The organism is Paenibacillus shunpengii, from assembly GCF_042684905.1.
Classification (GTDB): Bacteria; Bacillota; Bacilli; order Paenibacillales; family Paenibacillaceae; genus Paenibacillus; species Paenibacillus shunpengii.
The window spans coordinates 748,341-774,652 of sequence record NZ_JBHUMJ010000002.1 but is presented as its reverse complement, the minus strand read 5'-3'; the positions used below and the strand labels follow the sequence as shown (position 1 = coordinate 774,652).

The 26,312-nt window shown below is 46.4% G+C and carries 22 protein-coding genes; 5 read left to right on the top strand and 17 right to left on the bottom strand.

Annotation, left to right across the window (positions count from 1 at the left end; all coding sequences use genetic code 11):
• Nucleotides 1-2 precede the first annotated feature (2 nt).
• Nucleotides 3-1,091, bottom strand: a complete 1,089-nt coding sequence (gene cobD, locus ACFSVM_RS03455) for a threonine-phosphate decarboxylase CobD (RefSeq protein WP_379260415.1) — start codon at nucleotides 1,089-1,091, stop codon at nucleotides 3-5.
• A gap of 419 nt (nucleotides 1,092-1,510) precedes the next feature.
• Here cobD and ACFSVM_RS03450 point away from each other — a divergent pair, with 419 nt between their 5' ends.
• Together ACFSVM_RS03450 and ACFSVM_RS03445 are read left to right on the top strand one after the other, a co-directional pair.
• Entirely contained in the window at nucleotides 1,511-2,512 is a 1,002-nt protein-coding gene (locus tag ACFSVM_RS03450) for a lipoate--protein ligase (RefSeq protein ID WP_076311926.1), read from the top strand.
• Between the two features lie 51 nt (nucleotides 2,513-2,563).
• Complete coding sequence (locus tag ACFSVM_RS03445) at nucleotides 2,564-3,364, top strand: Cof-type HAD-IIB family hydrolase (protein ID WP_076311927.1); 801 nt, start codon at nucleotides 2,564-2,566, stop codon at nucleotides 3,362-3,364.
• A gap of 105 nt (nucleotides 3,365-3,469) precedes the next feature.
• Here ACFSVM_RS03445 and clpP read toward each other — a convergent pair whose 3' ends face one another.
• The 3 genes from clpP to ACFSVM_RS03430 all read right to left on the bottom strand — a co-directional run bounded on the left by clpP (nucleotide 3,470) and on the right by ACFSVM_RS03430 (nucleotide 6,011).
• Nucleotides 3,470-4,048, bottom strand: a complete 579-nt coding sequence (gene clpP / locus ACFSVM_RS03440; protein ID WP_076311928.1) for an ATP-dependent Clp endopeptidase proteolytic subunit ClpP — start codon at nucleotides 4,046-4,048, stop codon at nucleotides 3,470-3,472.
• A gap of 20 nt (nucleotides 4,049-4,068) precedes the next feature.
• Nucleotides 4,069-4,875 (bottom strand): RNA polymerase sigma factor, encoded by an 807-nt coding sequence (locus tag ACFSVM_RS03435; protein ID WP_090723725.1) that lies wholly within the window; start codon nucleotides 4,873-4,875, stop codon nucleotides 4,069-4,071.
• 194 nt (nucleotides 4,876-5,069) lie between these two features.
• A complete protein-coding gene (locus ACFSVM_RS03430; RefSeq protein WP_379260411.1) occupies nucleotides 5,070-6,011 on the bottom strand; it encodes a DMT family transporter in 942 nt (313 codons plus the stop codon).
• 131 nt (nucleotides 6,012-6,142) lie between these two features.
• Between ACFSVM_RS03430 and ACFSVM_RS03425 the strand changes: the two genes are divergently transcribed.
• On the top strand, nucleotides 6,143-7,693 hold the full coding sequence (locus tag ACFSVM_RS03425) for an aminotransferase-like domain-containing protein (RefSeq protein WP_379260409.1): 1,551 nt from the start codon (nucleotides 6,143-6,145) through the stop codon (nucleotides 7,691-7,693).
• 51 nt (nucleotides 7,694-7,744) lie between these two features.
• On the opposite strand, the gene ACFSVM_RS03420 is transcribed toward ACFSVM_RS03425, so the two are convergent.
• The 9 genes from ACFSVM_RS03420 to ACFSVM_RS03380 all read right to left on the bottom strand — a co-directional run bounded on the left by ACFSVM_RS03420 (nucleotide 7,745) and on the right by ACFSVM_RS03380 (nucleotide 18,304).
• Nucleotides 7,745-8,524, bottom strand: coding sequence for an MBL fold metallo-hydrolase (locus tag ACFSVM_RS03420; protein ID WP_076311932.1), 780 nt, complete (start codon nucleotides 8,522-8,524; stop codon nucleotides 7,745-7,747).
• Between the two features lie 44 nt (nucleotides 8,525-8,568).
• Entirely contained in the window at nucleotides 8,569-9,015 is a 447-nt protein-coding gene (locus tag ACFSVM_RS03415; RefSeq protein ID WP_076311933.1) for a hypothetical protein, read from the bottom strand.
• Between the two features lie 245 nt (nucleotides 9,016-9,260).
• Entirely contained in the window at nucleotides 9,261-10,325 is a 1,065-nt protein-coding gene (locus ACFSVM_RS03410; protein WP_090723731.1) for a sulfate/molybdate ABC transporter ATP-binding protein, read from the bottom strand.
• A 299-nt stretch (nucleotides 10,326-10,624) separates the two neighbouring features.
• Nucleotides 10,625-11,206, bottom strand: coding sequence for a TetR/AcrR family transcriptional regulator (locus ACFSVM_RS03405; RefSeq protein ID WP_047912100.1), 582 nt, complete (start codon nucleotides 11,204-11,206; stop codon nucleotides 10,625-10,627).
• Nucleotides 11,207-11,209: 3 nt separating this feature from the next.
• On the bottom strand, nucleotides 11,210-11,842 hold the full coding sequence (locus ACFSVM_RS03400; RefSeq protein WP_379262861.1) for a YigZ family protein: 633 nt from the start codon (nucleotides 11,840-11,842) through the stop codon (nucleotides 11,210-11,212).
• 124 nt (nucleotides 11,843-11,966) lie between these two features.
• The gene (locus ACFSVM_RS03395) at nucleotides 11,967-13,322 is read right to left on the bottom strand and encodes a glucose-6-phosphate isomerase (RefSeq protein ID WP_379260405.1); all 1,356 of its coding nucleotides are present in this window, start codon (nucleotides 13,320-13,322) and stop codon (nucleotides 11,967-11,969) included.
• Between the two features lie 264 nt (nucleotides 13,323-13,586).
• Entirely contained in the window at nucleotides 13,587-15,638 is a 2,052-nt protein-coding gene (gene tkt, locus ACFSVM_RS03390; protein ID WP_379260403.1) for a transketolase, read from the bottom strand.
• Nucleotides 15,639-16,244: 606 nt separating this feature from the next.
• Nucleotides 16,245-17,141, bottom strand: a complete 897-nt coding sequence (gene purU, locus ACFSVM_RS03385) for a formyltetrahydrofolate deformylase (protein ID WP_076311938.1) — start codon at nucleotides 17,139-17,141, stop codon at nucleotides 16,245-16,247.
• A 35-nt stretch (nucleotides 17,142-17,176) separates the two neighbouring features.
• Nucleotides 17,177-18,304, bottom strand: coding sequence for a deoxyribonuclease IV (locus ACFSVM_RS03380; protein ID WP_076311939.1), 1,128 nt, complete (start codon nucleotides 18,302-18,304; stop codon nucleotides 17,177-17,179).
• Nucleotides 18,305-18,739: 435 nt separating this feature from the next.
• Here ACFSVM_RS03380 and ACFSVM_RS03375 point away from each other — a divergent pair, with 435 nt between their 5' ends.
• Together ACFSVM_RS03375 and ACFSVM_RS03370 are read left to right on the top strand one after the other, a co-directional pair.
• On the top strand, nucleotides 18,740-19,210 hold the full coding sequence (locus ACFSVM_RS03375; RefSeq protein ID WP_090723734.1) for a DUF2621 domain-containing protein: 471 nt from the start codon (nucleotides 18,740-18,742) through the stop codon (nucleotides 19,208-19,210).
• A 200-nt stretch (nucleotides 19,211-19,410) separates the two neighbouring features.
• Nucleotides 19,411-20,313 (top strand): TIGR01777 family oxidoreductase, encoded by a 903-nt coding sequence (locus tag ACFSVM_RS03370; RefSeq protein WP_379260400.1) that lies wholly within the window; start codon nucleotides 19,411-19,413, stop codon nucleotides 20,311-20,313.
• Here ACFSVM_RS03370 and ACFSVM_RS03365 read toward each other — a convergent pair.
• From ACFSVM_RS03365 to ACFSVM_RS03350, 4 genes are all read right to left on the bottom strand, one after another.
• Nucleotides 20,302-22,320 (bottom strand): DUF6382 domain-containing protein, encoded by a 2,019-nt coding sequence (locus tag ACFSVM_RS03365; RefSeq protein ID WP_379260399.1) that lies wholly within the window; start codon nucleotides 22,318-22,320, stop codon nucleotides 20,302-20,304. The genes ACFSVM_RS03370 and ACFSVM_RS03365 overlap by 12 nt on opposite strands.
• An 80-nt stretch (nucleotides 22,321-22,400) precedes the next feature.
• Complete coding sequence (locus tag ACFSVM_RS03360) at nucleotides 22,401-22,946, bottom strand: A24 family peptidase (RefSeq protein WP_379260397.1); 546 nt, start codon at nucleotides 22,944-22,946, stop codon at nucleotides 22,401-22,403.
• Between the two features lie 16 nt (nucleotides 22,947-22,962).
• Nucleotides 22,963-24,039, bottom strand: a complete 1,077-nt coding sequence (locus ACFSVM_RS03355) for a TadE/TadG family type IV pilus assembly protein (protein WP_379260395.1) — start codon at nucleotides 24,037-24,039, stop codon at nucleotides 22,963-22,965.
• Between the two features lie 56 nt (nucleotides 24,040-24,095).
• Nucleotides 24,096-26,312: a hypothetical protein gene (locus ACFSVM_RS03350; protein WP_379260393.1), complete on the bottom strand. Its 2,217-nt coding sequence runs from the start codon at nucleotides 26,310-26,312 to the stop codon at nucleotides 24,096-24,098.

Here is a 26,312-nt window from a genome sequence, read left to right as displayed (position 1 = left end):
ATCTATTGCTCCCCCAATAATAATCGCAGCACTTCAAGAAACCGGCTATTGTCCTGCCGCCCCTTCACCGCAATCCGAACGGATTTGTCGCCCAGCCCTGTATACATGGCACAGTTTCGAATAAGAATACCCTGCTTTCCCATCGCCTCTTGCAGAGACTCGGCGTTCCAGCCGTCCGGTGTCTCCAGCAGCAAGTAATTGGCCACACCCGGATAGACCTGAAAGCCAAGGGCAGGCAATTCGGACATTAGCCGGTTTCGCTCCTCTTTAATGCAAGCCTGGGTCTGCTCTTCGTATGCGCTATTTTCCATAAGACAAGCCTCACCTGCGAGCAGAGCAAGTCCGTTTACACTCCAGGTTACCTGTTTTCTCGACATCGCCGATATTATATCAGGGTGGCCTATCGCGTACCCAAGACGAAGTCCCGGGATTGCATAAAATTTCGTCATGGAATGAATGACAATGACGTTCGGGTACGGCTCCAAGGAGTCCGTCAGTGTCTCACGCTCATGCTCGGGTATAAAATCGATAAAGGCTTCGTCAATTACAACCTTGACATCCCGGTCTCTAGCATAGACAGCAATCGCTTCCAGCTCGCTTCGGGCATATTGCACTCCGTTCGGATTGTTTGGCTGACCGATAAATAGCAGCTCTACCCTATCGAGAAGCTCCAAGATTGCTGACAGCTCGGCCCGATAATTAAGCTCTTTATGCCCATATATGTATTCTATCCGGCTGCCGTACTGTTCTGCCAGCTGACGATACTCCGAAAATCCCGGTTCAATGGTGCCTACTGCTGCAGGTGTAAATGCCTGAATAATAAGCGCCATACACTCCGCAGCCCCGTTGCCGATCAGAAGCTGGTCTTCGGACAACTTCAGCTTGGCTGCAAGCTTGTGTTTAAGACTGCGGTGCCCCGGATCGGGATAGCGAAGGATGTGATGCATCCCTTCTGTGAGTGCTCGTGTGACCGCAGGAGGCGGGCCAAGCGGATTGATATTGGCACTGTAGTCGAGGAAGTCCGCTGGTAACCGTCCGTATTTCACTGCAGCGGTCTCTACGTCACCGCCATGTCCATAAACCTCTATCACAGGTGTTCCTTCCTTTCTGCTCATGCTTGTTATCTGTAATCGTGCAAAATTTTACGAGTTATTTTTTGCATATCGCATCCAATATAATGCAAATGTTCCGAGACCGTCCGCGTATCTTTTCCAATATAATGGAAACGCTCCGAGTCATCTTTTACGCGTAACGTATCCAATTTAATGCAAAATATCCGCGACCATGTCCGCGTATCTTTTCCAATATAATGGAAACGTTCCGAGTCATCTTTTACGCGTAACGTATCCATTATGAAGCTACAAAAATCACCCGTCAACGGCAATTCCTTTTGTGTCGCACACCCAATTCGTTTACAATAGGGATGGAGTGTTTCAAGACACCAAGGCCTCAGGCTTACAGGCCTGTCCTTGCCTACATATTTGAACTACTTAAATTGGAGGAATAGACCATGCTGTTTATTGACAACCAAGGGATTACAGACCCGCGCATTAATCTCGCCATCGAGGAATATGCCCTCAAGCATTTATCCCTGGATGAGAGCTACCTGTTGTTCTACATTAACGCGCCATCCATCATCATCGGCAAGCACCAGAACACCATTGAAGAAATTAATCAGGAATATGTGCAGGAGCATGGCGTACAGGTCGTCAGAAGACTGTCTGGCGGCGGTGCGGTGTACCACGACCTTGGCAACCTGAACTTCAGCTTCATCACCAAGGATGACGGCAACTCGTTCCACAACTTCCGCAAATTCACCCAGCCGGTGGTTGAGGCACTGCACAGCCTTGGCGTGAATGCAGAGCTTACAGGACGTAACGATCTTCAAGTCGGCGAGCAAAAAATATCCGGCAATGCACAGTTTGCCACTCGCGGCCGCATGTTCAGCCACGGTACCCTGATGTTTGACCTTAACTTGGAGAACGTTGCCGCTTCCCTCAAGGTCAATCCAGAGAAGTTCAAATCCAAGAGCACCAAGTCAGTTCGCAGCCGTGTAGCTAACATCAGCTCCCTGATGGATCGAGAGATGACCATTGTAGAATTCCGCGAGGAATTGCTTCGACATATTTTTGGCATGGAGGCAAATGAAGTTCCTGAGTACAAGCTGACCGAGCAGGACTGGGAGAAGATCCACGAAATTTCCAAGGAACGCTACCAGAACTGGGATTGGAACTATGGCTTGTCTCCCGAGAGCAATGTGAAGCATTCCAAGAAGTTCCCGGTCGGCATTATCGATCTGCGTATGAATATTAAGGAAGGCCGTATCGAGGACATCAAGATCTACGGTGATTTCTTCGGGGTAGGCGATGTGGCTGATATCGAGAATCTGCTCCGCGGCAAGCGTTATGAAGAACAAGAAGTACGTGAAGCACTTAAGGATACAGATATTAAACATTACTTCGGCAATCTGGAATTCGATGATTTCATCGGTCTGGTATTCCTGGAGGAGTAGACCTGCCTAACTGCCCCACTAAATATAGATATAACTGAGGAGAGAGAAGCCATGACTTACAAGCTGATTGCCATCGATATCGATGACACACTCATTAATGACGAGAAGGAAGTTACGAATCCCACACAAAAAGCACTTGAGGCTGCGGTGGCCAAGGATGTCGTGGTTACACTCGCAACAGGACGCGCTTACGCTTCTGCACAAGCAATTGCCCGTCAGACCGGGCTTAATGTACCGATCATTACGTATCAGGGAGCTCTAATCAAGAATCTGATGGACGAAAAAGTACTGTATGAGCGCTATGTTCCAATGGAAGCTGCTCGTAAGCTCTATGAGTACTGCCTGGAGCACAACCTGCACCTGCAGACTTATATTGACGACAAGCTGTATTCCCGTGAAGAGAATGAGAAGCTGGTTGATTACTGCAAACTGAACAAAACGCCGTACTACATTGAAGCTGATTTTATAAAAATGATTGAACAACCAGCACCTAAGCTGCTGATCATTGATGATCCTGATTATCTGGACAAAGTGGCTGTAGATCTGCGCGAGCTGCTCGGTCCTGAAGTGCATATTACCAAGTCCAAGCCGCATTTCCTTGAAATCATGCATCATGAAGGAACCAAGGGACATGCGCTGACTTTCCTCGCGGATCATTTTAACGTTGATCTTAAGGATACCATTGCAGTAGGCGATTCCTGGAATGATCATGAGATGCTTGAAGCGGCGGGCCTTGGTGTAGCGATGGGGAATGCCATTCCTGCGCTGAAAGAAATTGCGGGCTATGTTACGCTGAGCAACAATGAGGATGGCGTGAAGCATGTCATTGAGAAGTTCATTCTAGAGGCTTAGATCCATATAGACAACAAATAACCCGGCTGCTTACAAGCATAGTCCTGTACTATGCAGTAAGGCATCCGGGTATTTTATTTTCCATACCTCACTCTATACATTGGTTTATCTATTAATCACCTTATCCACCAAACCGTAGGCTACAGCTTCTTCTGCTGTCATAAAATGATCACGATCGGTATCCTTCTCAATGCGCTCGATCGGCTGTCCTGTGGACTCGGCAAGAATCCGGTTAAGCAGCTCTCGATGCCTGAGGATTCGATCAGCTTGAATCCGAATGTCAGAGGCCTGACCTCGGCTGCCGCCATGCGGCTGGTGAATCATGATCTCGCTGTTCGGCAAAGCGAAGCGCTTCCCCTTGGTTCCAGCGGTTAGCAGCATTGCGCCAAAGCTTGCCGCCATCCCTGTGCATATAGTCGATACATCAGGTTCAATAAATTTCATTGTGTCGTAGATAGAGAATCCTGCGGTTACGGAGCCCCCAGGGCTGTTAATATAGAGTTGTATGTCCTTCTTCGGATCTTCTGCTGTCAAGAATAGCAGCTGGGCCACGATCAAATTTGCCATTTGATCTTCAATCTCACCCGAGACCATAATAATCCGGTCCTTAAGGAGCCTGGAGTAAATATCGTAGCTGCGCTCCCCCCGGCTTGTTTGCTCCACTACATAAGGAATGGTTGGCATTTACGCTTCTCTCCTTTTTTCTATGCCACCATCTCTATCCGTGAGATTAGCTGCAGGCTGTCACACCATGCAGTTGTAAGCTGAGGAGCTGTGCCGCTGTGCATCTTCAGCCCAAGTACTTGACTCGTCACCATCACCACATCTGCTGCGCCGCCAAGTCCCAGCTGTATGATACGCTCCGTGTCACCTGCACGAAAAGCACCAAGGTAATCTCTTAGAAGCTCTGCATCCTCTTCCGACACGGGGTTCATCAAGACGCCAGGTTCATCCGCTTCTAGCTGTCGCTGTCTCTCTTCTGCGATGACCTCTCTTGCCCGGCGAAGTGCAGCCTTTACCGCTCCTTCCGTAGAATCGAGCAAATCAGCGGTCTCTCTCGCCTTATAGCTGAATAGCTCACAGAGAATGTATATTGTCCGCTGCCAGTCCGTCAGCTGTGTCAAGAGCACCTGAAAAGCCTCTTCTACAGCCAGGCCATCACCAAGCTCTTGATGAGAGCAGACATACTGCTCCTGTATCTCACCCAGCAGCTCTCTCCGCCTTGCTTCCTTACGCAAGCTATCAACCCATACATTATGCGCTGAACGGATCAGATAACCCTCCATCGAATAACCTTCACTTTTACTCAAATCCGCGGCATGCGGCAGTATTCTGACATAAACCTCCTGGCACAAATCCTCAGCATCCTCTTTTGATCCGGTTAGAGACAGGCAGTATTTATACAGGGATAACATCATGCTTCTCGTTAATAACGAAGTTTGTAAATGGTCGTCACCATCTGCACACTTCAGATACATCCTGTAGGGTTCGGATCTGACAAAGGCCATCATTCGGGGCCCCCCTTTGTTTAGTCCTTATAAGTACTTATACTGTGAAGACGTCTGAGACCGCCAGAAAGATACGCAAAAAACATATCTAAAAAAACAAAATACATGAATGCCTGTCGGTATATTAGGCTGCATGCGTAATCGTAGCATATTTGCATTCTAATACTTTATCAGATGTCTCTAATTGTCATTCGTATTTATGTTGTCACACTGCTTCTGTCTGCTTCGTTTTTCCGCTGACTTCTAAGCTGGATCCACTCTGTTAATGTATGCCAATTCGCCATTATTAGGCCGCCAATGATGATCATCGACCCGATTGCCGTCAGTAGGGTTACATGCTCTCCATAAAATATCATTCCGACACCAAGGGCAATCATGGGAGAGATATAGAGCCAAGTCGAGGGAAACAGCGGTCCTGTCTTGGTCACCAGGAAATAAAACAGACTGTGTCCAATCATAGAGCCAAATATCGTCAAATAGAGAACAGAGCCCGCTGCCCCAGACGACAATAGCACATGCGGATCAGGCTGTTCTGTGATAAAGGATATGATCAGCAGCATAAGTCCGCCATACAGCATTTGAGCGGCGTTTACGGCAAGGGACGAATATTCGCTCAGTTTGGACCTCGTTGCTCCGGAATATACAGAGCCTGATGCATAGAACACCTCACCAATCAGCACCGCGCAGGCACCTGCAAGCCACATTCCCCCCGCCTGTATCGTCAGTTCGGGAACCAGGATAAGAATAACGCCGACAAACGCCGTTAAACAGCCGAGCAAAGAAAGCGCTGAGGCTTTCTTCTTGAGAACCCATGTCTGAATTCCGATGATCATGATTGGTCCGGTAGCAGACAATACGGCAGCCACGCCTGAACTGATATATTGTTCTCCATAGTATAGCCCTGCAAAGGTCATAAAGGTTAAACAGCTGCCAATAATCATCACTTTTTTACGCAGCAGCAGCTTGATGCTTGTTTTTCGTCTCCATAGACACCATATGAACAAGAGTGCGCCTGCGAGACAGAATCTCACCCCTGCCGCAAAAAACGGCGGAACCCCTGCATCATTTCCTATTTTGATCGCCAGAAAGGTCGTACCAAAAATTAAACACATGCTCATATAAGCAATTAATAAACGCATTCTACTTCAGCCTCCTCGTCTATTGCCACATTGTAAGCGAAGTGGAATAGAACAGAAGGCACAGAATAGAACAGTTGATGGTCATAATATCGTACAATGGAAGAAAGGCATCAGTGGATGAGGTGGATAAGATGAAAAGTAAACGCTCTGAGTTTCTCACAAAGGAACCATTATCACAGCAAGTATACGACTATGTTCATCTGAGAATTGAGCGGGGGGATTATGCTCCGAATGACCGGCTTCCTTCTGTGCGCTCGCTCGCAGAGCAGTTCGGCGTACATCGACTGACCGTATTTAAGTCATATCAGCAGCTCGTTAAGGACCATTTTATATATGCTAAAGATCGATCAGGTTATTATGTGTGCCCACACCCTGCAGTGAAGCTGACCTCGCAACCGGATAAGACGTTTACGAATGCTATAGATTCGGGAGATGTCATCCATCTGCATCAGAAGAAAAATCAAAAACAGATACATACAGCTCAGCCCCTGCACTCAGCCGCAAGCCAGCTGACCAAAGAGGACTCGCTTCCCTTCCTGTCATTGACCCGGCGAACCCATGTGTTATCAGCACTCCATCAGCAGGACGTGCAGTATCAGTTCTCCAAGGCCCTGATTGACCCCTCTCTGCTTCCCAATACGTATATGTCGGAGTATGTCAAACAGGTGTTTGATATGTATCCCAAGCTGCTCGGCACCTATTCCACGGTTCAAGGGGACTTCCAGCTCCGTGAGGTCATGGCAGAGTACTTTAACGCACGGCACCATATGTCCTTGTCACCAGAGGATATTCTCGTCACGTCCGGAGCCACGCAGGCCATTGATCTGGCAGCACGGATGCTGATTAAGCCAGGCGATGTCGTTCTCGTCGAGAGACCCACTTACAGTACGGCAATTGATATTTTTCGGCAGGCTGGTGCACGCATCGTCACTGTAGAGATGCGGCCAGACGGATATGATATGGAGCAGCTTGAGCATACCATTGTAGAATCACGCCCGCGGCTTATGTATGTGAACCCGACTTATCATAACCCGACGGGATATGTTCTCCCAGAGGAGAAGCGTAAACTGCTCATAGAGCTTGCTGAACAGTACCAGTTCATTATTGCAGAAGATGATACGACGTATGATATGTATTTTGCAGATGAGCCTCCTCCTCCGATCTACAGCTATGATACGGAAGGGGTCGTCATGTACATTCGCAGCTTCAGCAAGTATGTAGCCCCAGGTCTTCGCATTGCCTTCGTGTTATGCAAGCCATGGCTCATGAAGGAAGCGCTGACTCTCAAATCCCTGACAGACGGCGGTTCTCCGCTGCTCGGCCAGAAAATTTTTGAGCACTACTTCACTTCCTCCCGTATGCAGACCCATATGGAGAAGCTGCGCATTGCACTTAGCTTGCGAAAAGAGAAGATGGAGCAAATGCTGACAGCGGCCGACTGGCAGTGGATCAGCCCGGAAGGGGGACTCGACCTGTGGGTTCAGCTTCCTGCTCATATGAATGCAATCGCCCTGCTTGAGAAGAGCCTTGAACAGTCAGTTGCCTTTGTCCCAGGTCCCTTCTGCGATCCACTTCCGCAAGGCTCAGAAGCTTATATCCGGCTCAGCTATTGTTATACGAGCGAGAAACAGATTGAAGAGGGAATGGAGCGACTGCTGATCGCATACGCGAATCTTCTCTAGCAGCAGGGTTACTATACCGAATCGTAAGCGCGGTGGCTGGATCGAGCTTCTTCACGATAAAATATGTGTCATTCCTGTCTCGGCAAGTGTGATGTCCGGCATAAGATCATACTTCTGCCGGAGATCCACATCATGAGACATATGAGTGAAGATGGTTTGCTTCGGTTTTATCTGCCGAAGCAGCTCCTGTGCTTCCAGCATGTCATACACAGAACGAGTATGGAACTCCGCCAGCTCATGATAAAAGCTTGTCCCGAGCACTAACAGATCCAGATGATAGAGCTGCTGCCTTTCCTGTTCATTCAGATTGATGGAATCCGAGCAATAAACCCAGCGGTAACCATCCTTCTCGAGGCGGTATGCGTAGGAATAACCATTCTTTCCATGGTTGACCTTCCAGGTCCGGATCTGATAGCCGGCGAGCTCAACACCTGAATCGCAGGGCTGCATTTTGATATGCCGAGACAGCCAGGGAAACTGTGACTGGATCGTTTCAAGTACCTCCTGCGGGGCGTACATCTCCCCTTTTTCCCCGAGCCACCTGCAGGCATCTGCCCATTCTGGCAGTCCACCGATATGATCAAAGTGAGGATGCGTAACCAGCATCGTTCGCAGCTGACGCTTGCCCAGCAGCTCCATCTGGTGCACGAAATCCGGACCGCCGTCAATCATGAACTCTCCATCTGATCCATGCACCAGCACTGAGGAACGGTATCTGCGGTTGATTCCCGTTGTCCTCGCCTCCATACATACCTCACAGTCACAGTATAGCCTTGGAACTCCCATCGCATCTCCTGTGCCCAGGAACGTTAGTTTATCTGGTATCGTCATATACTGTCATGTCCTTTCTGCCGATGTATAAGCTTTATCTCTTATCACATTCCCCGGAGCCTTAAAGTCAGCTCTTTATGACCGTCTGCCGTATCTTTCTCATCTGCTATATGCCAATTGGACGCAAGCGCTTTTCTAAGCTTCTCTGCCTGCTCTCCAGTAAGGATAAGCCCGTCTACAAGACCCTCCGCTGCATTAAAATCAATTCCTGGCTTCAGATCAAATGTAATCGCAATCCAATTTTTAAGTCCATTGTTGGTATTGAACGTGATGCGATACCCTTCCTGAACGGCCCGCTCAAGCTCCTCCCCGTGCTCCTTCGCATACGAGAGAAAAGTCTCGTAAGTATAATGTTCACGTTCTGCTTGGCTAAAAGCCGCCAGATCCCCGGTGCGTATCGCTGCTAGTACGTCTTCGTCTGTAACGCCGTAATGACGCGCATTCTCCAATAGGATTGCGGAATATTGAGACAATTTAACTTGATCTGTCATGGTTGATGCACCTCTGAATTATGTCGTAAATGATGCCGTACATTTAATTTATTGCATACTGGATTTCTATCCTATTATAAAATGACTGAGGGCTTATTATAAAGCTTCAGCCATGACTTCCAGCATTCTTGAATAAAAAGCAAAGACGAATCGTTGCCAATTGAACAAAATAAAACCCTGTACGCATCATACGTCAGGGTATAAGAACAGCTTGCTATCTGATTGATATCCTAGCAGAGTGATGTCTAGATCGTTATCGGCATTGGATCACGCTTCAAACTATTTTCCACCATCCAGTTGTCCTGATCATTAAACAGATATGCTCGATGCACAAGCACACGAACCTCCTGGCCAACGGAGAGGGTCTCTTTCTCAAGAGAACGATAAGTAATCAGCCGATGCTTGCCTACCGTGACTTCGACAAGCCACTCGCTCCCACGGAAATGAAGTGCTCTTACAACGCCTTTCTCCGTGGCAGATAGAAGTGTGAACTCATTCTCTTTGCCCACTTCGATATATTCAGGACGAATGAGAGCCTTCGCGTCATTCGAAACAGCCTCGATATCAAACCCTTTCAGTTCACGCGCATGCTCGACAATAGTGGACTCTCCGATAAACGAAGCGACGAATGGTGTTTCCGGGCGCTTGTAAATATCCCAAGGTGTTCCCTTCTGCTCCAATGCCCCTTGATTAATGATCATGATCTCATCCGCTACTTCTATAGCCTCATCCTGGTCGTGAGTAACGAAGATCGAAGTGATTCCAACCCGCTCAATCAATTCACGCAGCCATGAACGGAGCTCCTGTCTGATCTTCGCATCAATCGCCGCAAAAGGCTCATCAAGCAGCAGCAGCTGCGGCTCAGGCGCCAGCGCTCTTGCAAAGGCAACACGCTGTCTCTGTCCCCCGGATAATTGATGAGGATAACGCTTCTCAAAGCCGCTTAGGCCTGTAAGCTCTACAAGCTCCATCACCCGATCATGAATCTGTGCCTTCGATTGCTTTTTGACCTTAAGTCCAAACGCAATATTCTCAAACACGGTCATATGTTTAAACAGCGCATAGCTCTGAAAAACAAAGCCGATTCCCCGTTCCTGTGGAGGAAGGTCGTTAACGAGCTGTCCATGGAAACGGATTTCACCTGCGTCCGGATGCTCAAGACCGGCTAATATGCGCAAGATCGAAGTTTTACCTCCACCACTCGGTCCAAGCAAACCGATAAGATGACCTTTTTCAATATCAAAGGAAACATCCTTAACCGCATGGAAATTCCCAAAATGTTTGTTCAACCCACGGACTTCAACGTGCATATTTCCCCATCCCCCAATATATTCCCTAGAAAATCGCTAGGAATTACTTTATTTGATACTTTACCAAATATAAGGGGATTACGTCAATCATTTAAAGTTGATAATTAGGCGAGACAAGCACTTTCACCTTTTACCGTTATGACAATGCAACGTTATGACATTTCACCGCTCTGAAGTGTGTAAGCGTGAATAGGCCTTATTATTTTATTTATTGACTTATTTCACAGATAGTGAGGCGGCTCAACTGTATAATATAGATTGCATAACGGCTGCCTTTGCCACAATGATGATCACCATGACTAAATTCTGTTGCACATAATTTTAACGTGGGAAATGGCTTCTTGTCTTACGTCCTCGAATGGAGAACGATCTTGAATATAATAAGAAATGAATCCGTGAATTGATAAAAACATACTGTGAGGTAATTTCAGCTTTTGTTCCGGCGTATATTCCTGATCATTCATATGATAGCGGATAATGGTTGCGAATAACTCATAACATCGGTTCTGTTCTGCGCGGCAATAGGCCAGCAGCTCTTCATCCCGAATCATAAACATAATTTCGTACTGATAGGGATTCTCCAGTCCAAACCGGATAAATTCCATCATGACATGCTCAGGCTTAGACAATCCTTCACTTGATTCTCTAGCCATGGCTTGCAGCAGCATCTGCCCCAGATGATTGAAATCCTCAATCACAATCGCGTAAAATAGTTCTGCTTTTTCCTTGAAGTGATAATATAAAGAACCATGACTGTACCCTAGATGCTGTCCTATACTACGCATGGATATTGAACGATAGCCCTTTGTCACGAATAGATGCCTCGCCGCTTCCAATATTCGTTCCCTTGACAACTCCTGTTCCACTGCTCTTCTAGCCATATCTTATTCCCCTTCAATAAAATAAAGCTGCTGTCCCTCCGTGATTACAGATTGACCTTGTGTTAAATCGATCACAAAATCTTTAAAATGCTCTGCTTCACTATCGACCGGAAGACATGTCAGCCTGACTTTGTCAGTAAATGTTGTTTCACCCATCCGAGTCTCTCTGCCTCTAAGCTCGTTCTCCACTTTTCCTAGCCACGTGTAATCAATCTCTACAAATACTTCGCGATGCAGCACCTTCGTAATGGCTTCACCGGCTCCAATGGCAGCAACCGCACCGTCTGTATAAGCACGAATAAGGCCGCCTGCACCAAGCATGATTCCGCCAAAATATCGAGTCACAACGATGGCGACATTCTTAAGCCCCTGGTTCTTGATCACCTCCAGTATAGGTTTACCTGCTGTTCCGCTTGGTTCGCCGTCATCGGACTGCTTCTGAATCTCATCACGCTCACCGATCATATAAGCAGAACAGTTATGCGTGGCATTCCAATGCTTTTTCTTGATCTCTTCGATAAATGAAACTGCTTCCTCCTCGGTCTCCACCGGCTTGATATGGCCAATGAACCGCGATTTCTTGATCACAATTTCCTTATCTCCCGGCATTCGAACCGTACGGTAACGCTCAATCATCATTTCTACTACCTTTCTGCTAGCACAACTAGATTTATATTTTTAAGAAAGCAGCTCATCCAAATGCGGGTGAACTGCTTTCTTAGTTAAACACGTAATTTACATATATGTCTGATACGCTTAATTATTCAGACAGTCTTGCTTCAAGCTTCGCTTTTTCTTCTTCATATCCAGGCTTGCCAAGCAGAGCAAACATGTTCTTCTTGTAAGCTTCAACCCCTGGCTGATCAAATGGATTTACGCCAAGCAGGTAACCGCTGATGCCGCAAGCTTTTTCAAAGAAGTATACCAGATATCCGAACGAATATGGAGTCATATCTGGAATATTTACGATAAGATTCGGTACTTGTCCGTCTGTATGCGCAAGAAGTGTTCCTTGGAACGCTTTTTTGTTAACGAAGTCCATCGTTTTGCCTTCCAGGAAGTTCAGTCCATCCAGATCATCCGGATCGGATTCAATTGTAATATGGCTCGGAACCTCTTCGACTTGAATAACCGTTTCGAAGATATTACGGCTTCCTTCCTGGATAAATTGGCCCATGGAGTGAAGATCTGTAGAGAAGTCAACAGAAGCAGGATAGATTCCTTTGAAATCCTTCCCTTCGCTCTCGCCGTACAGCTGTTTCCACCACTCGGATACGAAATGCAGGGACGGCTCGTAGTTGACGAGAATCTCTGTGCCTTTACCTTTACGGTACAGTGCATTACGAACAGCAGCATATTGATAGCTTTGGTTCTCGGCAACGTTCGGATTGCTGTACTCTTTCGAAGCGTCTGCAGCACCTTGCATCATTTCTTCAATATTAATACCCGCTGTAGCAATCGGAAGAAGTCCTACCGCAGTAAGAACCGAGTAACGGCCGCCTACATCGTCTGGAATGATAAAGGACTCATAGCCTTCCTCAGTTGCGAGCTTCTTGAGTGCACCCTTCGCTTGGTCTGTCGTTGCATAGATCCGTTTGCGAGCTTCTTCTTTGCCATATTTCTTCTCAAGCGCTGCGCGGAAGATACGGAAAGCGATTGCCGGTTCCGTTGTCGTACCGGATTTGGAAATGACGTTCACGGAGAAGTCTTTGCCTTCGATAAGCTCAAGCAAATGGTTGACATATGTAGAGCTGATATTGTTACCTGCAAAATAAATCCCAGGAGTTTTGCGCTTCTCTTTTGGCAACTCATTATAGAAGGAATGGGACAGCATTTCGATTGCTGCGCGTGCACCCAGGTAAGAACCGCCGATTCCGATAACGATCAACACCTCAGAGTCGCTTTGAATCTTCGCAGCTGCTTTTTGAATACGAGAGAATTCCTCTTTATCATAATTGGTTGGCAGGTCGATCCAGCCAAGATAATCGGACCCTGCACCTGTCCCGTTATGAAGCTGTTCATGTGCAAGACGAATTGGCTCGGCGAAATAATCCACCTCATGCTGCCCAACAAATTCAAGTGCTTTACTGTAATCAAACGTTACTTTTTTTGCCATGATTATAATTACCTCCCTATAAAGTTGATTCCTAAGTAAACCATGAAATCTAAGCCAAGGAACAACTTATGACTTAGAATACTGTAAATTGTATAAGCTGGCAAGTTAACAGGCATCCAGCATTCTGCAACGAATGAAGCCTATGACAGGGCTGGAGCTGCGCGCCTACATGACAATAGTCACGTTATTTTAAAAAGGGTAAAGCTGCCGAATGGGCAGCTTTACCTATTTACTTAAGCTCTTGTTGTGTCAGCTTGTTGTCAATTACAGCAACGCTTTGATGCGGCTGACTACATTCTCAACAGTGAAGCCATATTCTTTAATTACGCGATCGCCAGGTGCAGATGCACCGAATGTAGAGATTCCGAGGATATCCCCAGCGTCGCCAACATATTTCTCCCAGCCCATTGGATGAGCCATTTCAATTGCAAGACGAGCTTTAACATCCGGAAGAATAACGGATTCTTTGTAAGCTTTGTCTTGTTTCTCGAACAGATCCCAGCTAGGCATACTGATAACACGTACGGAAATGCCTTCTTCGGCAAGTGCTTCTTGTGCTTTCACAGCAAGCTGAACTTCGGAACCTGTAGCAATGATTTGTGCAACAGCTTTACCGTCTTTTGCCTCGGATACAACGTACGCTCCGCGTTTGATTCCTTCACAAGCAGCGTCTGCTGTTCCAGCAAGGATCGGCAGGTTTTGACGAGTCAATACCAGAGCTACCGGATTTTTCTTGTTCTCTACAGCATAAGCCCAAGCTGCAGAAGTTTCGTTTCCGTCAGCAGGACGAATCACAGTCAGGTTAGGGATAATACGCAGGGAAGCAAGCTGCTCGATCGGCTCATGCGTAGGACCATCTTCACCAACAGCGATACTGTCATGTGTCAGAACATAAGTTACAGGCAGATTCATAATTGCAGACAAGCGTACAGCTGGACGCAGGTAGTCTGTAAATACGAAGAACGTACCTCCGAACACTTTAACGCCGCCATGCAGTGCCATACCGTTCATTGCTGCTGCCATACCGAACTCACGTACACCGAAGTAGATGTTGCGGCCGGAGTAGTCTGCAGGTGTGAACTGTGCAATGTTGTTCAGGTGTGTCATTGTAGAGCTCTCCAGGTCAGCAGATCCGCCTGTGAGGTTAAGAACATTTGGAGCCAGTCCGTTCAGTGCATTACCGGAAGCAACGCGAGTGGACACTGCCTTGTCTTCAGCACTGTATTTAGGAAGGTCGCGATCCCATCCTTCTGGAAGCTCGCCAGCTACTGCTGTTTCGAACTGAGCTGCAAGCTCAGGGTATGCTTTTTTGTACTCAGCGAACTTCGCATCCCATGCTTTGTTCGTTTCAATACCGCGCTCTTTAACTTGTGCGAAATGAGCACGAACTTCGTCTGGAACGAAGAAATCTTCTTCGTATACCCATTTGTAGAAATCTTTAGTCAGCTTCGCTTCCTCAGCTCCAAGTGGAGAACCGTGAGTACCGCCATGACCGCCTTTACCTTGTTTGTTCGGGCTGCCGTAACCGATAACCGTCTTCACTTCAATCAGCGTTGGACGGCTGAGATCCGCTTGAGCTTCCTTGATTGCTTTTTCTACCGCAGGCAGATCGTTTCCGTCTTCTACGCGAAGAACTTGCCAGCCGTATCCTTCAAAGCGTTTTTGTACGCTTTCTGAGAAGGAAAGGTTCAGTTCACCATCAAGGGAGATGTCGTTGGAATCGTACAAGACTACAAGCTTGCCGAGCTTCAGGTGAGACGCCAGGGATGCTGCTTCATGAGAAACGCCTTCCATGAGGTCGCCGTCGCCGCAGATCGCATAAGTAAAGTGGTCTACGATATCAAATTTATCTTTGTTATAAGTCGCACCCAGCTGAGCTTCAGCCATTGCCATACCTACTGCCATTGCAATACCTTGTCCAAGTGGACCTGTAGTCGCGTCAACACCCGCAGTGTGACCAAACTCAGGGTGACCTGGAGTCAGGCTTCCCCATTGACGGAATTGCTTGATTTCTTCCATCGGAAGATCATATCCGCTCAGGTGCAGCAGGCTGTATAGAAGCATGGAGCCGTGTCCAGCAGACAGCACAAAACGGTCACGGTTGATCCAAGTCGGATTCTCCGGGTTATGATTCATTGTTTTTGCAAACAATTGATAACCCATAGGGGCAGAACCCATTGGCATACCCGGATGACCGGATTTGGCTTTCTCGATTGCGTCAATCGCTAGAGTACGTACTGTAGTAATAGACAAGTTATCGATTGTCGAATTTTCATCCTTGTGAATGCTTTGTTCTTTGGTTTGTTGATCAGTCATTTTTTGTCCTCCTCATAATCTCAAAAAAGATGTCAGGATAAGCAAACGGACTTACGCTCAGGCGACTTAAAACTTAACTTAAAATGACAAACGAGTTGATTTAAAGCAAGTTAATCCGCTTGAATGTTTCAATTTGACTTATTCGTTTGCTATTGTATCACTTCACGTCCTGTTTTTCCATACCGTTCTTCACATCCAATAAATTTCATCTTCCACACATCGACAAAAGTATCTCCTTTTTGGAGAAAAGCATACCTGATTGAATGGATTACAGCGGATAAAAGAATAGGCAATCAAGAATAGCAAACTTTTAGATAAGCATTAGGCATAAGCTCTTATTAAGAGACTTCACTTCTACATTATCTGACTTTTATTAAATCAAGACAAACTCCGCGTAAAAGAATCCATTTCGTGACCTTTAATCAGCTGAAACAAGACAAAAATCTCTGGGGCGCAAACCGTTTTGGTTCGCAAACACAAACCGTTTCGGGTCACATAGCAAAAAAAATCGCCGCGGCTCACGACACCGGGCGATTCTCTATACCATTTCGATCTATATACTCTTATTTGAAAAAATCAAGGCATTATGAATTCGGTTCAACTTCATTAAAATACAACTGTCTTGTTCTCATGAACGAGAATACGATCCTCTACATGCCATTTTACAGCTCTCGCAAGGACAACTCGCTCAATATTGCGACCGATTCGCTTCAGTTCAGGAACATCATCCCGATGGCTCACACGTTCAACGTCCTGTTCAATGATCGGTCCTCCATCCAGCTCTTCCGTTACGTAATGCGCTGTAGCACCGATCAGCTTAACTCCCCGTTTGTAAGCTTGGGCATAGGGCTTGCCGCCGACAAATGCAGGCAGGAAGGAATGATGAATATTGATGATGCGATTGCGGAAATGCTCGATAAATGTTGGCGAAATGATCTGCATATAACGGGCAAGAATAATGACATCGATGTCGGCGCCGATCACTTCAAGCTGGCGTTGTTCGGCTTCTTTTTTGGTATCCGGTGTGACCGGAATATGATGATAAGGAATACCGAAGGATTCCACATAATCCTTCATATCTAAATGATTGCTTACAACCAGCGCAATGTCAGCATCCAGATCACCGGCTTGCCATTGCCAGAGAAGCTCTACCAGACAATGATCCTCTTTGGACACGAAGATCGCCAGCTTTTTCCTGCGGCTCACGCTGGAGATTTTCCATTCCATTTTGAACTGGGAAGCAATGGCTCCAAAGTCAGACTCTAGCTGCGGAAGACGATCCTTCAGCTCAGACAGATCGAATTCTACGCGCATGAAGAACATGCCGCCATCCGGGTCCATTGAATATTGATCAGATTGAACGATGTTTGCTCCATGCTCGAATAGAAATTTGGAGACTGCTGCCACGATTCCCGGAGCATCCGGACAAGAAATCAGCATTCGAGCACGATCCGGGTGTTCGTGTGCCGGGTGTGCTGGTACGTTTTTAGTATGAATATCCATTGTAGAAAAATTCTCCCCCTTGATATAAGTGACTCCTATGCTTTGACCATAGCTTCCTTGCCTGCGAGCCAGGCAATCAGGCGATGATTGAGTGCCTCTTCAGACAGCTCAGGGAACAGATCCGCACCTGCAGCAAGATCATATAGACGCTCCAGCGGTTCCCGCGGGTCAGCCTTCTTGGCTTTGGCATCATTCTTAAGCACAGTCCATGTGTCTAGAATAAAGCTGCGTGAATGAATGTCCTGTCCGCTGAAGAAATGCTCCAGCTTCTCCACATCTCCCCAAAAAGCTTCGCCAAATCGTTCTGTTACATTGCCGCGAAGCAGTGCAATTTCCGCTTCATACATCGGACGCTGTGTCTTCGCATCTTTACCGATCCACGGCGTTTCAAGAATGAACGGACGGCCAGCAAGCAGCTCATGATGCACGATACGATGAATAGTATCATAGCCAATCCAGCCAGAGCCGATCGGAGCATGCCTGTCCTTCCGCGCACCTGTAGGGTTCTTGCTGTCGTTGATGTGCACTACAGCGATTCGATCTAATCCTACTGTGCGGTCAAACTGCTCAAGCACACCATCCAGATCATTCACGATATCATAGCCTGCATCATGAATATGGCAAGTATCCATACATATGGTCAACCGCTCGTTATGCTCAACTTTGTCAATAATTTGTGCAATCTCTTCGAAGCTGCGGCCCATCTCTGTGCCTTTGCCCGCCATCGTTTCCAGGGCAATGTTGACATCCGTTTCACGCACGCCGTTCAGCACCTCGTTCAAGCCTTCGGCAATACGCTGAATACCATATTCTGCATCCTTGTCTGTAAAAGCACCCGGGTGAAGAACAATGTTCTTTACCCCGATCGCGTGGGTACGACGAATCTCTTCCTGCAGAAAGCTGACCGCAAGCTCATAAGTATTGTCCTTGTATGAGCCCAGGTTAATAATGTATGGTGCATGGACTACAATTTCCTCGAAGCCTCCGCTAAGCATGGCTTGCTTGCCTTCTTCGATAAACATTGTCTCCATTGGTTTACGGCGTGTATTTTGCGGAGCTCCTGTATATATCATGAACGATGAAGAACCGTAGCTAGCCGCTTCTTCCGTTGCTGTCAGCAGACCCTTGCCAGAAAAGGAAACGTGGGAACCTATTTTAAGCATCGTAATTTACTTCCCCCTATAATTTAGGATTTAGGATGATTGTGCACTATTTCAGTTAATAGAATGAACACAAGTTGTGTATCCACAGATTATTGCTTATTGTAACTTGATTGAGGAGGTCAAGCAATATCATCAAGAATGGAAAGTGCTCGAAGAAGCTATCGAAAAAGAGTCCTGTGTGCGCTATAATTTCTATAACAGGACATTTTTTACAATAAATCTTCGGTATTGTCTCATGAAAAGTTCATTTACCTGAATCTATTTCACAATACTTTGACTGCTCTTATGTAGAATTGATATCTGCATTTTTTGATGAGTTATGAAATGGATTCACATATTTATGTCATTTTAAACCTGCTAGCTTTATTTTATATCGTGTTCGTTCTCATTTCTGCGGCCTGTCTCTTATTCTATTAAAAGTTAGAGGTGAAGCATATGGACATTCTCTTGTTAAATAATTTGTTAACACGGTCTGCCCCCAGCAACTGGTTCATGAACTCCATTGCATTTTGGACCTTTGTCCTGTTAGGTTCTATGGTTATTGGCGGATTTTTTATGTTTCGCAAATTTCTGAAGGTGCTTCCAAAGGCAGACGGTAAATCTAAGCTGGACTGGCAGAACCACTGGGTCGAGTCAAGCCGGCACTTGTGGACAGAGGATGCCAAGGCATTCTTGGACGAGCTGGTCCAGCCGGTTCCAGGCCCCTTCCGGGATATCGCGAAGCACTCGATTGCCGCCGAGATTGGAAAGATCGCTTTGGAGAGCGGTGCTTCCGAAGTTACTCGAGATCACTGCATCAAGGGATATATTGTGGCGACACCTTCCAGAGACAATAAATTTCTGGTTCATTTTCTCGACAAGAAGAAGATCGATTATCAGCCATACAAACATTTAATGAATAAATAAAGTGTGAGCAATAATTATGGAGATTACATGAAATTTTCATTCATCTACACGCTTGTTGGTTCATTTTAATGGAATAAGGTAATATTTCTTAAACAACCGTCAGCCTCTGTATAAGGTTGTCTTGGGTTTATTAGCAATGAGTCCAAGGGAACCCTGATGCAGAGGTTTGTCTTTTTTCTATGTCAGGGGGACGAAAGGCCATGAAGTATGCAATCAGTGGAGGAACAGGATTCATAGGAAGCCATCTCGCCAATCTATGGCAAGCACAAGGCCATCAGGTTATGATCATTACCCGTAATGCTGATAAGGCAAGAGATTCTGCGAACCGTGGAATTTCTTATGTCACTTGGGAGCAGATCAAAAAGGACCCCAGCACACTGGAGTCCTTGGACGGAGTCGTTAATTTGGCCGGAGAAAGTCTGAACCAGCGCTGGACCGACAAAGCCAAGCAGAGGATTCTTCAGTCTCGACTGGATTCGGTTCACCAATTGGCTGATGTGTTAGATCGATTGGAATACAAGCCGAAGGTTATCGTGCAATCCTCCGCGATCGGCATATATGGAACCTCAGATACAGAAATATATACGGAAGCCTCCTCAATTGAGCCTGTAGATTTCTTATCTGAGGTGTGCGTTCAATGGGAGAATGCAGCCAAACAGAGATTGAACTATTCCAGATTAGTTATTGTAAGAACCGGTCTTGTGTTAGGCAGTAAAGGCGCCTTTCCACTCATGCAGCTTCCGTATAAGCTAGGCGTAGGCGGACCGATTGGCAGTGGAAGACAGTACATGTCCTGGATTCATATTGCGGATATGGTGCGATTGATTGATTTTGCGGTTCAGCAGGAGCAAGTTTCCGGCCCACTGAATGCTACCACTCCTCATCCGGTCAACAATGATAAGTTCGGCAAAATGATCGGGCAAGTTCTCCATCGGCCCCACTGGTTCCCTGTGCCTTCCTTTGTACTAAAGACGGTCCTGGGTGAAATGTCTGTCCTTATACTTGAAGGACAGAAGGTCCTGCCTGAGAAGGCACAGAATTACCAGTTTACATTCAAATATCCCGAGCTCTCTGAGGCCATTACGCATGAGTTACGAGGTTAACTTAGCTGAATTTTTATGATGCGACATCCTCAGATGAAAAGTATACTTTGCCCTGGCTATTACGAAGCTGTCTCCATCTTGGAGAGTGTATTCTTTGTAGGGGACCATTGCTTCATCCTGAAAAAGAGTCCCGTTCACTGAATTTAAATCTTTGAGGACGTAACCTGAATCCGATCTGCTAATCTCTACATGAGCACGGGAAGCACCTGTGCCTGCTTCGACATAGCTGGCGACGTCATTAGACCTTCCGATAATGAAGCTGCCTCTGCCAACAGGGATTGTGTCTACATTCCCTTCTGGTGAGCAGCGTTCCAGATAAGCTATACTTTCATTCGGCGTACTTGAGCCTGACGCCTCCTGCCCCATATCAGATAGAAGTACCGTGGCTTGTACTTTTGCGGCAGAGAGGATCTGGGTGTTATGCTTCAGCGAATCATAGTAGCTGGTATCAGAACCTTCACTAGCTTCTTCTACAGCTACATTTAAATGATCCATCGCGGTTTGATGCACATTGAATTGGCTATGAATTGTGTCTTTCGAAGTTTCAAATAATGCCGGCTCATTCGCTAATGCATTCACAGGCCCGAGGCCGGCATCCGCTACCAGACTTCCCCCCTTATTCCATCGCCACCACTCGCGAGAGTCCCCCTTCTTCTTAACGGCAAACCAGTCCTTTGATGCTGATCTTGTGGACGAAGGATCTCCTGTATCGACCTCTGAAGATTTTACTGTAAATGGCAGACGAATCCCTTTAGCAAATAAAAAAGCCAGAAGGATGAATACGATGGTAATCAACGTACATAGGATTAATCCCGTAGAAGTGGGCCGATCCATGTAAATAAACCTCCAAACAACCGATGAAGCGAGCAGACAACCAAGCCAGTAGTACATTGGATTCACAGGCTTCTTCACCTCATCCACGTCTGATATTGAGAACGGATCGTTATCCTTCTCTTCATAGGCTGGCGTATCAAATGCTGCAAAAATAGAGCCACCTGCAGCTAGTGAACCATCCAAAGGCAGCCTCATATCCTGCTCAATTGAACTAGCAGACTTATGTGCCTGCATCTTCTTCCGCTGCTCAAATGCATGGTCCTGTAGATCATGTGACTGTTTAGGCAGTGCAAAAGCATGATCAGTATGTTGAAATAGAGCATTAAGATTCTCTGATTGAGAATTTCCTTGATGTGACACTATAGTGTGTGACATTGGACGTATTTCTCGCAGGCTCTGTGCTTGTGGGGCTTGCCCTATAGCGCTCCGTGTATGTGAGCCGTGTGTCGCCTCTAGTCTGCTTGCTTCAGAGCCCTGACCTTGGTAGCCGCTTGCTTGTCGTACTGAAGAAATGCTTGCTCTTGCCGAATAATGATCAGCTGCTTGAAAGCTCTGTAAATTACGCATGTCATGCACTTGAGATGTGCCGCCTAACGAATGCTCTGTCATCGATTCAAGTAGCAGCTCGTTTAATGCAGACAGGCGAAAATGATCAGCGGCACATAATTGCAGCACATTTTGCAGTCCGTTCCCCTTTAATTCTGTAACATAAGGCATTAATCTAACGATCAGCTGGTACAGCTGTTCGGAGACCTTCTCCTGATCAGGCTGTGCTTGAAAGGGCACATAGCAAATCTTGATCTTCCCCTCTTCCAGCTCACCTTCCATAAACATATAATCCTCATGCAGCAGGAATTGACGTTCATCCAGCATGTACAAACGACTGTCGATCAAAGTATGCGTGATCTGTAACAGCAAATGATAAAATGCAGAAAGTGTTACCCTTTCACTTTTCACCAAGTGAGAGAGCATTTTACGTCCTGTAATATCATAGCTGAATGTGATCGTGCCATCGATATCTCTAATCTGCATTCTCAAGTGACCTGGAATCTCGTTATGCATGATCATGTTTACTTGAACCTGGCTCAAGTCGCTGCTTGCCGTGCCTCCCTGCTTCTCTACGATCATTAACACTCTATCATTATGTATAAAATCTCTGGATAGCCCCTTCATGGCACCTCTCCTTCATTTCCGCTGAGCATTTTGATGTGTATACCCTTTATTTAAGAACTAAAGGTATGATGAAATTAATTCTAGTAATGAAAACTTTGTATATAAGCAATGATTGCGGCGGGAAGTACAGCAAGCATAAAGGGAAATCGAAGCGATGCCTCCGCCCTGTTGGTCTTTATAACGCCAGCGTTTTCCGTCTTGCCGTCATAAACGGGCCGCTTATATTTCTGTCCGAACATTAAGAAGTCGAGGCTTCTTCTCATTCTGATTACAAATTCTCTTTTCCACATCAAGATCAGAAAACCAATAGCGCCAGATATAAGGATGGAATACAGCATGACTTGCATTGTGAACAAGACCCCCGTCCATGCTCCTATACCTCCAAAAATCTTAACATCTCCTGCCCCTACCGCACCTAGAACGTACAATATCATCATGAGTCCGAAGCCCGCTCCAAAGCCAATAGCCGCCGTGCTAAAGCCTGCAAGGCCTCCCATGATTAAATGTACGATCAAGCCGCTCAGTATTGAAGATATCGTCAATACATTAGGTATCCGCATTGACCGAATATCCGTTATAAATGCCGCAATAACAAAACCTCCGCAAGCGATGTAAGCGATCTCCATTGCTAATCCTCTCTTATCATGATCTCTTGACAACATCAAACATAACTTCAATTCTTGCACCGTCACTAGTTTCGATCACAAATGGCCATGTCCCAGGGGTTGTTCTCGTTCCTACAAACCATGTCCATTCCACGTATCCATTCTCGTCCGCTGTAGCCCAGCCCACATGCTGCGCTGTACTTTCTCCTGTCTTGTAAAAGACAGATAGGTTGGCTGAGGCGCCCGGTGTTATTTTGGCACGTATCGTCGCTTGACCGGCTACATAAGCGGGATTCGGCTTGGCAATAATCCCTACACTGCCTTTAGTACCGCTATCCCCATTCGTCCCCTTATTCTCTTCGTCTGTAGCTCCAATCCAGACCCTTTCCGTTGCACCGGCCTGAACCCGCAGACTCTTATTCAGAAAAGGAACTTTGATCGGTAATTCGTAGGTAAGCTCTATTCCAAAATAAGGATTAGACTTGTCCTGAAGATTAGGAATATCTACTCCATTCACATGCAGAGAATCGTATTCCAGTATCGTATTCTCAATTACCGGTTGAATTAATGGTTTAATAACTGGATCTAGAACTGCCTCCGATATGGAAGTCTGGAGATGATCCAGCGGCTCTTGTCCGCTGGAAGCGGCCATGGAAGCCCATGATCCGATCGGGTCAGGCAGCGTGGCTGCATATTCAGTCACCCAATCCGTCAATGACAGCTTGGGCATGAGTCCTTCGGTAGTTGAGTCTCCGGGCAGAACCTCTCCTAAGCCTGAATCTACTGAGCCTGCAGATTCAATGGCAATGGCTACAGGATAGATATGTGATGATATTTTTTTGACAGTCTCGGAAGCTGCTGTCTGCAATGCGGTTGAGAACAATGTCATCTGAACAAAGTAGATCAAGAACACAATAAAAAATATAAAAACAGGTAGAACTAAAGAAGCTTCAACAACAATGCTGCCTCGGTCATTTCTGTCTTGATTTCTGTCTTGATTTCTGTCTTGATCCTTTCTGTCTTGATCATCACTGACATGATCCTTTCCAACACGCTGGACAATATCATCCTCGGGTTTCAGCTTAGACCCTCGACTCTTCCATGCATTTATCATAATCGTCAAACCCCTAATTCCTATGGTTATGAAGCAGTTATGAAGCAGCGATTAAGTTAATAAGCATAGTCTGACTGGAGTGAAACGTAAATGTGTCCATCCTCTATTCGGTCGGCGCTGCCACTCACGGTTCCTAGTGCGCTCATTATGCCAGGCAGAAACCACAGCCTCATTCTCATTTCAGCCTGGCTAGCTGCATACGTGTAAGTCTTGTTAAGGTCGATCTTGGTGTTCAGACGAATAATCGCACTCATACGAGACAGCTTTTTATCGTTATTGCTGTGTGCCAATAAAAACAATCGAAGATGATCTCTATATGTAATGGAGATCTGCTTCGCATACTTGGACAGCTCTACTCGACCATCGTCCGCCAGCTTTTGCATATCAGCGAGGGCTTCCGTCAGACCATGCAGAATAGCTTTGGATAATACGAGCAGTGGATTTCCAAGCTTGCTGTTCTCCACCAGTCCCTCCATTGTTCTAATCGCTAGCCGAATCGTAAATACCTCGGTATAAGCAGCGACTATATTCCCGTATGCATTGTGAAATCCATAAATGATGTACTCCAGCTCCTGACTTTCCGGAAGAAAAAACGTTTCTGGGCTCATCGTGCTATTATTCATATTACTGCCAGCAATCAACGATAAATTGACTGATTTGAAGTAATGCATAGCGTACTCATTCTGATAAAGCTCATCACTTATTACATCAAGGAGATTCGACATTCCTCCGAATAATTGATCCATATCTGCCATCGCTTCACCTCCGGCATCATAGGGATCCGTTGCAATTTGCTTCTCTGAAGAATCTGCGCCGCTTGCCTGGTTCTGATTAAAGCTAATGTTTTCGTTATAATATCCTTCCAGCTGCTTGAATTGCTCTGTCGCCTTCTCAATTCCGGCTGTAGCCACCAGAAGCTTGATTCTGTTCTGTGCTTCCTTCAGTTTCTGTTCTGACTGCTTGTCCACCTTCGCTCTTTCCTTGTCTGCGGAATGGTAATCGTCGATCTGCTTAGCTGCCTGATCAATCACATTTCCTCCGCCGGCTGCAGTATACCTCGTGATATATTGCTGGATTTGACGGTTCGCAGTCAGGACATACTGTCTTTTACGATGAGATTCACCATCGCTCAGTTGACTAATTGAGGTGGCGGAGGTAGAAATCGCTTGGTGAGCCGTCTTATAATCTCCTAGCTGGTCGGCATGACTACTTATAAACTCAGTGAATTCCGAATCCTTCCGGACTAACTGGTCCGTCTGCTTACGAAGATCATCACCGAAGCTGCCAACACCGGAGGGTGAAGCTCCTGCTCCCGGCGTCTTGGCCTTGCCAACTTTATCGTAAGCGGCATTAGCGGCTCTCATCTCACCTTCTTTAATGACCTGCTTCATCTGTTCATTTATACTCTTGGCTTCTTCGATTCGATCATTCGCTTGACTTAACGCCTGCTCATGTTTATTGAGAGCTTCCTGATTCTCACGATTAATACTTGTCACAATCCGATTCACATCTGATCGATATTCGCTGAGCTCAAATATATAGATTCGGTCAAGCGGTTCTCTGGCCTCATCTTCCATGTATTTTGAGTAATAATCACGGTATTTTGCTGCGGCATCCGCTGCGCTTCTCATAGTCCCTCCAAGCGGACTGTCACTAAAGTAAGTACTTGGCGGATCCATCACCAATTTGGCCAAGGTTAGAGCCGTTTTTGCGGCTTCCCTCCGTTTATGGATAGCCTCTTCAAGCAAACGTTCACGCTTGTCATACAGCTTCTGGAGCTTCCGCAGGACATCCACCGAATGCGCAGCCTGCTTCATTTCAGCTGATAACGGTTTGAATCTGGACACGGCCTCCACCATGAAGTCTACCGGTGCCTTATATTTCATCTCCTCTTGAATTTGCTGATTGAAGTTCTCGAATTGTCCAAGCTCCCGCTCAAGAGAAAGTCCAGATTGAACCACCTCCATACCGATTAAAGGAAACCCTTCCGCATGCGGTGTAGGCTTCGTACTGTCATTTAATACTTTCGCAAGAACATAGTCCCCCTGCTCCCCCTCATGTGCGAACAGTCCGTATCTTTGCTGAAGCTCAGGAATATAAGAGGACATCACGGACCGAGCCGCAGCATGTGCTAGTCTCTCAGCCTGTACTTTCATCGCAGCAATCCGGGCATAATCAACAAATACAGCAACAAACAAGAACACGACGGCAAGAACCATTGCCAAAAATATAGTCACCGCTCCGGACTCAGATTCACCTCGTCTAAACAACAT

Bases quoted from the DNA above. Each gene is read 5' to 3' on its own strand.
- ACFSVM_RS03450 (WP_076311926.1), top strand. From the start codon at position 1,511: ATGCTGTTTATTGACAACCAAGGGATTACAGACCCGCGCATTAATCTC.
- ACFSVM_RS03445 (WP_076311927.1), top strand. From the start codon at position 2,564: ATGACTTACAAGCTGATTGCCATCGATATCGATGACACACTCATTAAT.
- clpP (WP_076311928.1), bottom strand. From the start codon at position 4,048: ATGCCAACCATTCCTTATGTAGTGGAGCAAACAAGCCGGGGGGAGCGC.
- ACFSVM_RS03435 (WP_090723725.1), bottom strand. From the start codon at position 4,875: ATGATGGCCTTTGTCAGATCCGAACCCTACAGGATGTATCTGAAGTGT.
- ACFSVM_RS03430 (WP_379260411.1), bottom strand. From the start codon at position 6,011: ATGCGTTTATTAATTGCTTATATGAGCATGTGTTTAATTTTTGGTACG.
- ACFSVM_RS03425 (WP_379260409.1), top strand. From the start codon at position 6,143: ATGAAAAGTAAACGCTCTGAGTTTCTCACAAAGGAACCATTATCACAG.
- ACFSVM_RS03420 (WP_076311932.1), bottom strand. From the start codon at position 8,524: ATGACGATACCAGATAAACTAACGTTCCTGGGCACAGGAGATGCGATG.
- ACFSVM_RS03415 (WP_076311933.1), bottom strand. From the start codon at position 9,015: ATGACAGATCAAGTTAAATTGTCTCAATATTCCGCAATCCTATTGGAG.
- ACFSVM_RS03410 (WP_090723731.1), bottom strand. From the start codon at position 10,325: ATGCACGTTGAAGTCCGTGGGTTGAACAAACATTTTGGGAATTTCCAT.
- ACFSVM_RS03405 (WP_047912100.1), bottom strand. From the start codon at position 11,206: ATGGCTAGAAGAGCAGTGGAACAGGAGTTGTCAAGGGAACGAATATTG.
- ACFSVM_RS03400 (WP_379262861.1), bottom strand. From the start codon at position 11,842: ATGATTGAGCGTTACCGTACGGTTCGAATGCCGGGAGATAAGGAAATT.
- ACFSVM_RS03395 (WP_379260405.1), bottom strand. From the start codon at position 13,322: ATGGCAAAAAAAGTAACGTTTGATTACAGTAAAGCACTTGAATTTGTT.
- tkt (WP_379260403.1), bottom strand. From the start codon at position 15,638: ATGACTGATCAACAAACCAAAGAACAAAGCATTCACAAGGATGAAAAT.
- purU (WP_076311938.1), bottom strand. From the start codon at position 17,141: ATGGATATTCATACTAAAAACGTACCAGCACACCCGGCACACGAACAC.
- ACFSVM_RS03380 (WP_076311939.1), bottom strand. From the start codon at position 18,304: ATGCTTAAAATAGGTTCCCACGTTTCCTTTTCTGGCAAGGGTCTGCTG.
- ACFSVM_RS03375 (WP_090723734.1), top strand. From the start codon at position 18,740: ATGGACATTCTCTTGTTAAATAATTTGTTAACACGGTCTGCCCCCAGC.
- ACFSVM_RS03370 (WP_379260400.1), top strand. From the start codon at position 19,411: ATGAAGTATGCAATCAGTGGAGGAACAGGATTCATAGGAAGCCATCTC.
- ACFSVM_RS03365 (WP_379260399.1), bottom strand. From the start codon at position 22,320: ATGAAGGGGCTATCCAGAGATTTTATACATAATGATAGAGTGTTAATG.
- ACFSVM_RS03360 (WP_379260397.1), bottom strand. From the start codon at position 22,946: ATGGAGATCGCTTACATCGCTTGCGGAGGTTTTGTTATTGCGGCATTT.
- ACFSVM_RS03355 (WP_379260395.1), bottom strand. From the start codon at position 24,039: ATGATAAATGCATGGAAGAGTCGAGGGTCTAAGCTGAAACCCGAGGAT.
- ACFSVM_RS03350 (WP_379260393.1), bottom strand. From the start codon at position 26,312: ATGTTGTTTAGACGAGGTGAATCTGAGTCCGGAGCGGTGACTATATTT.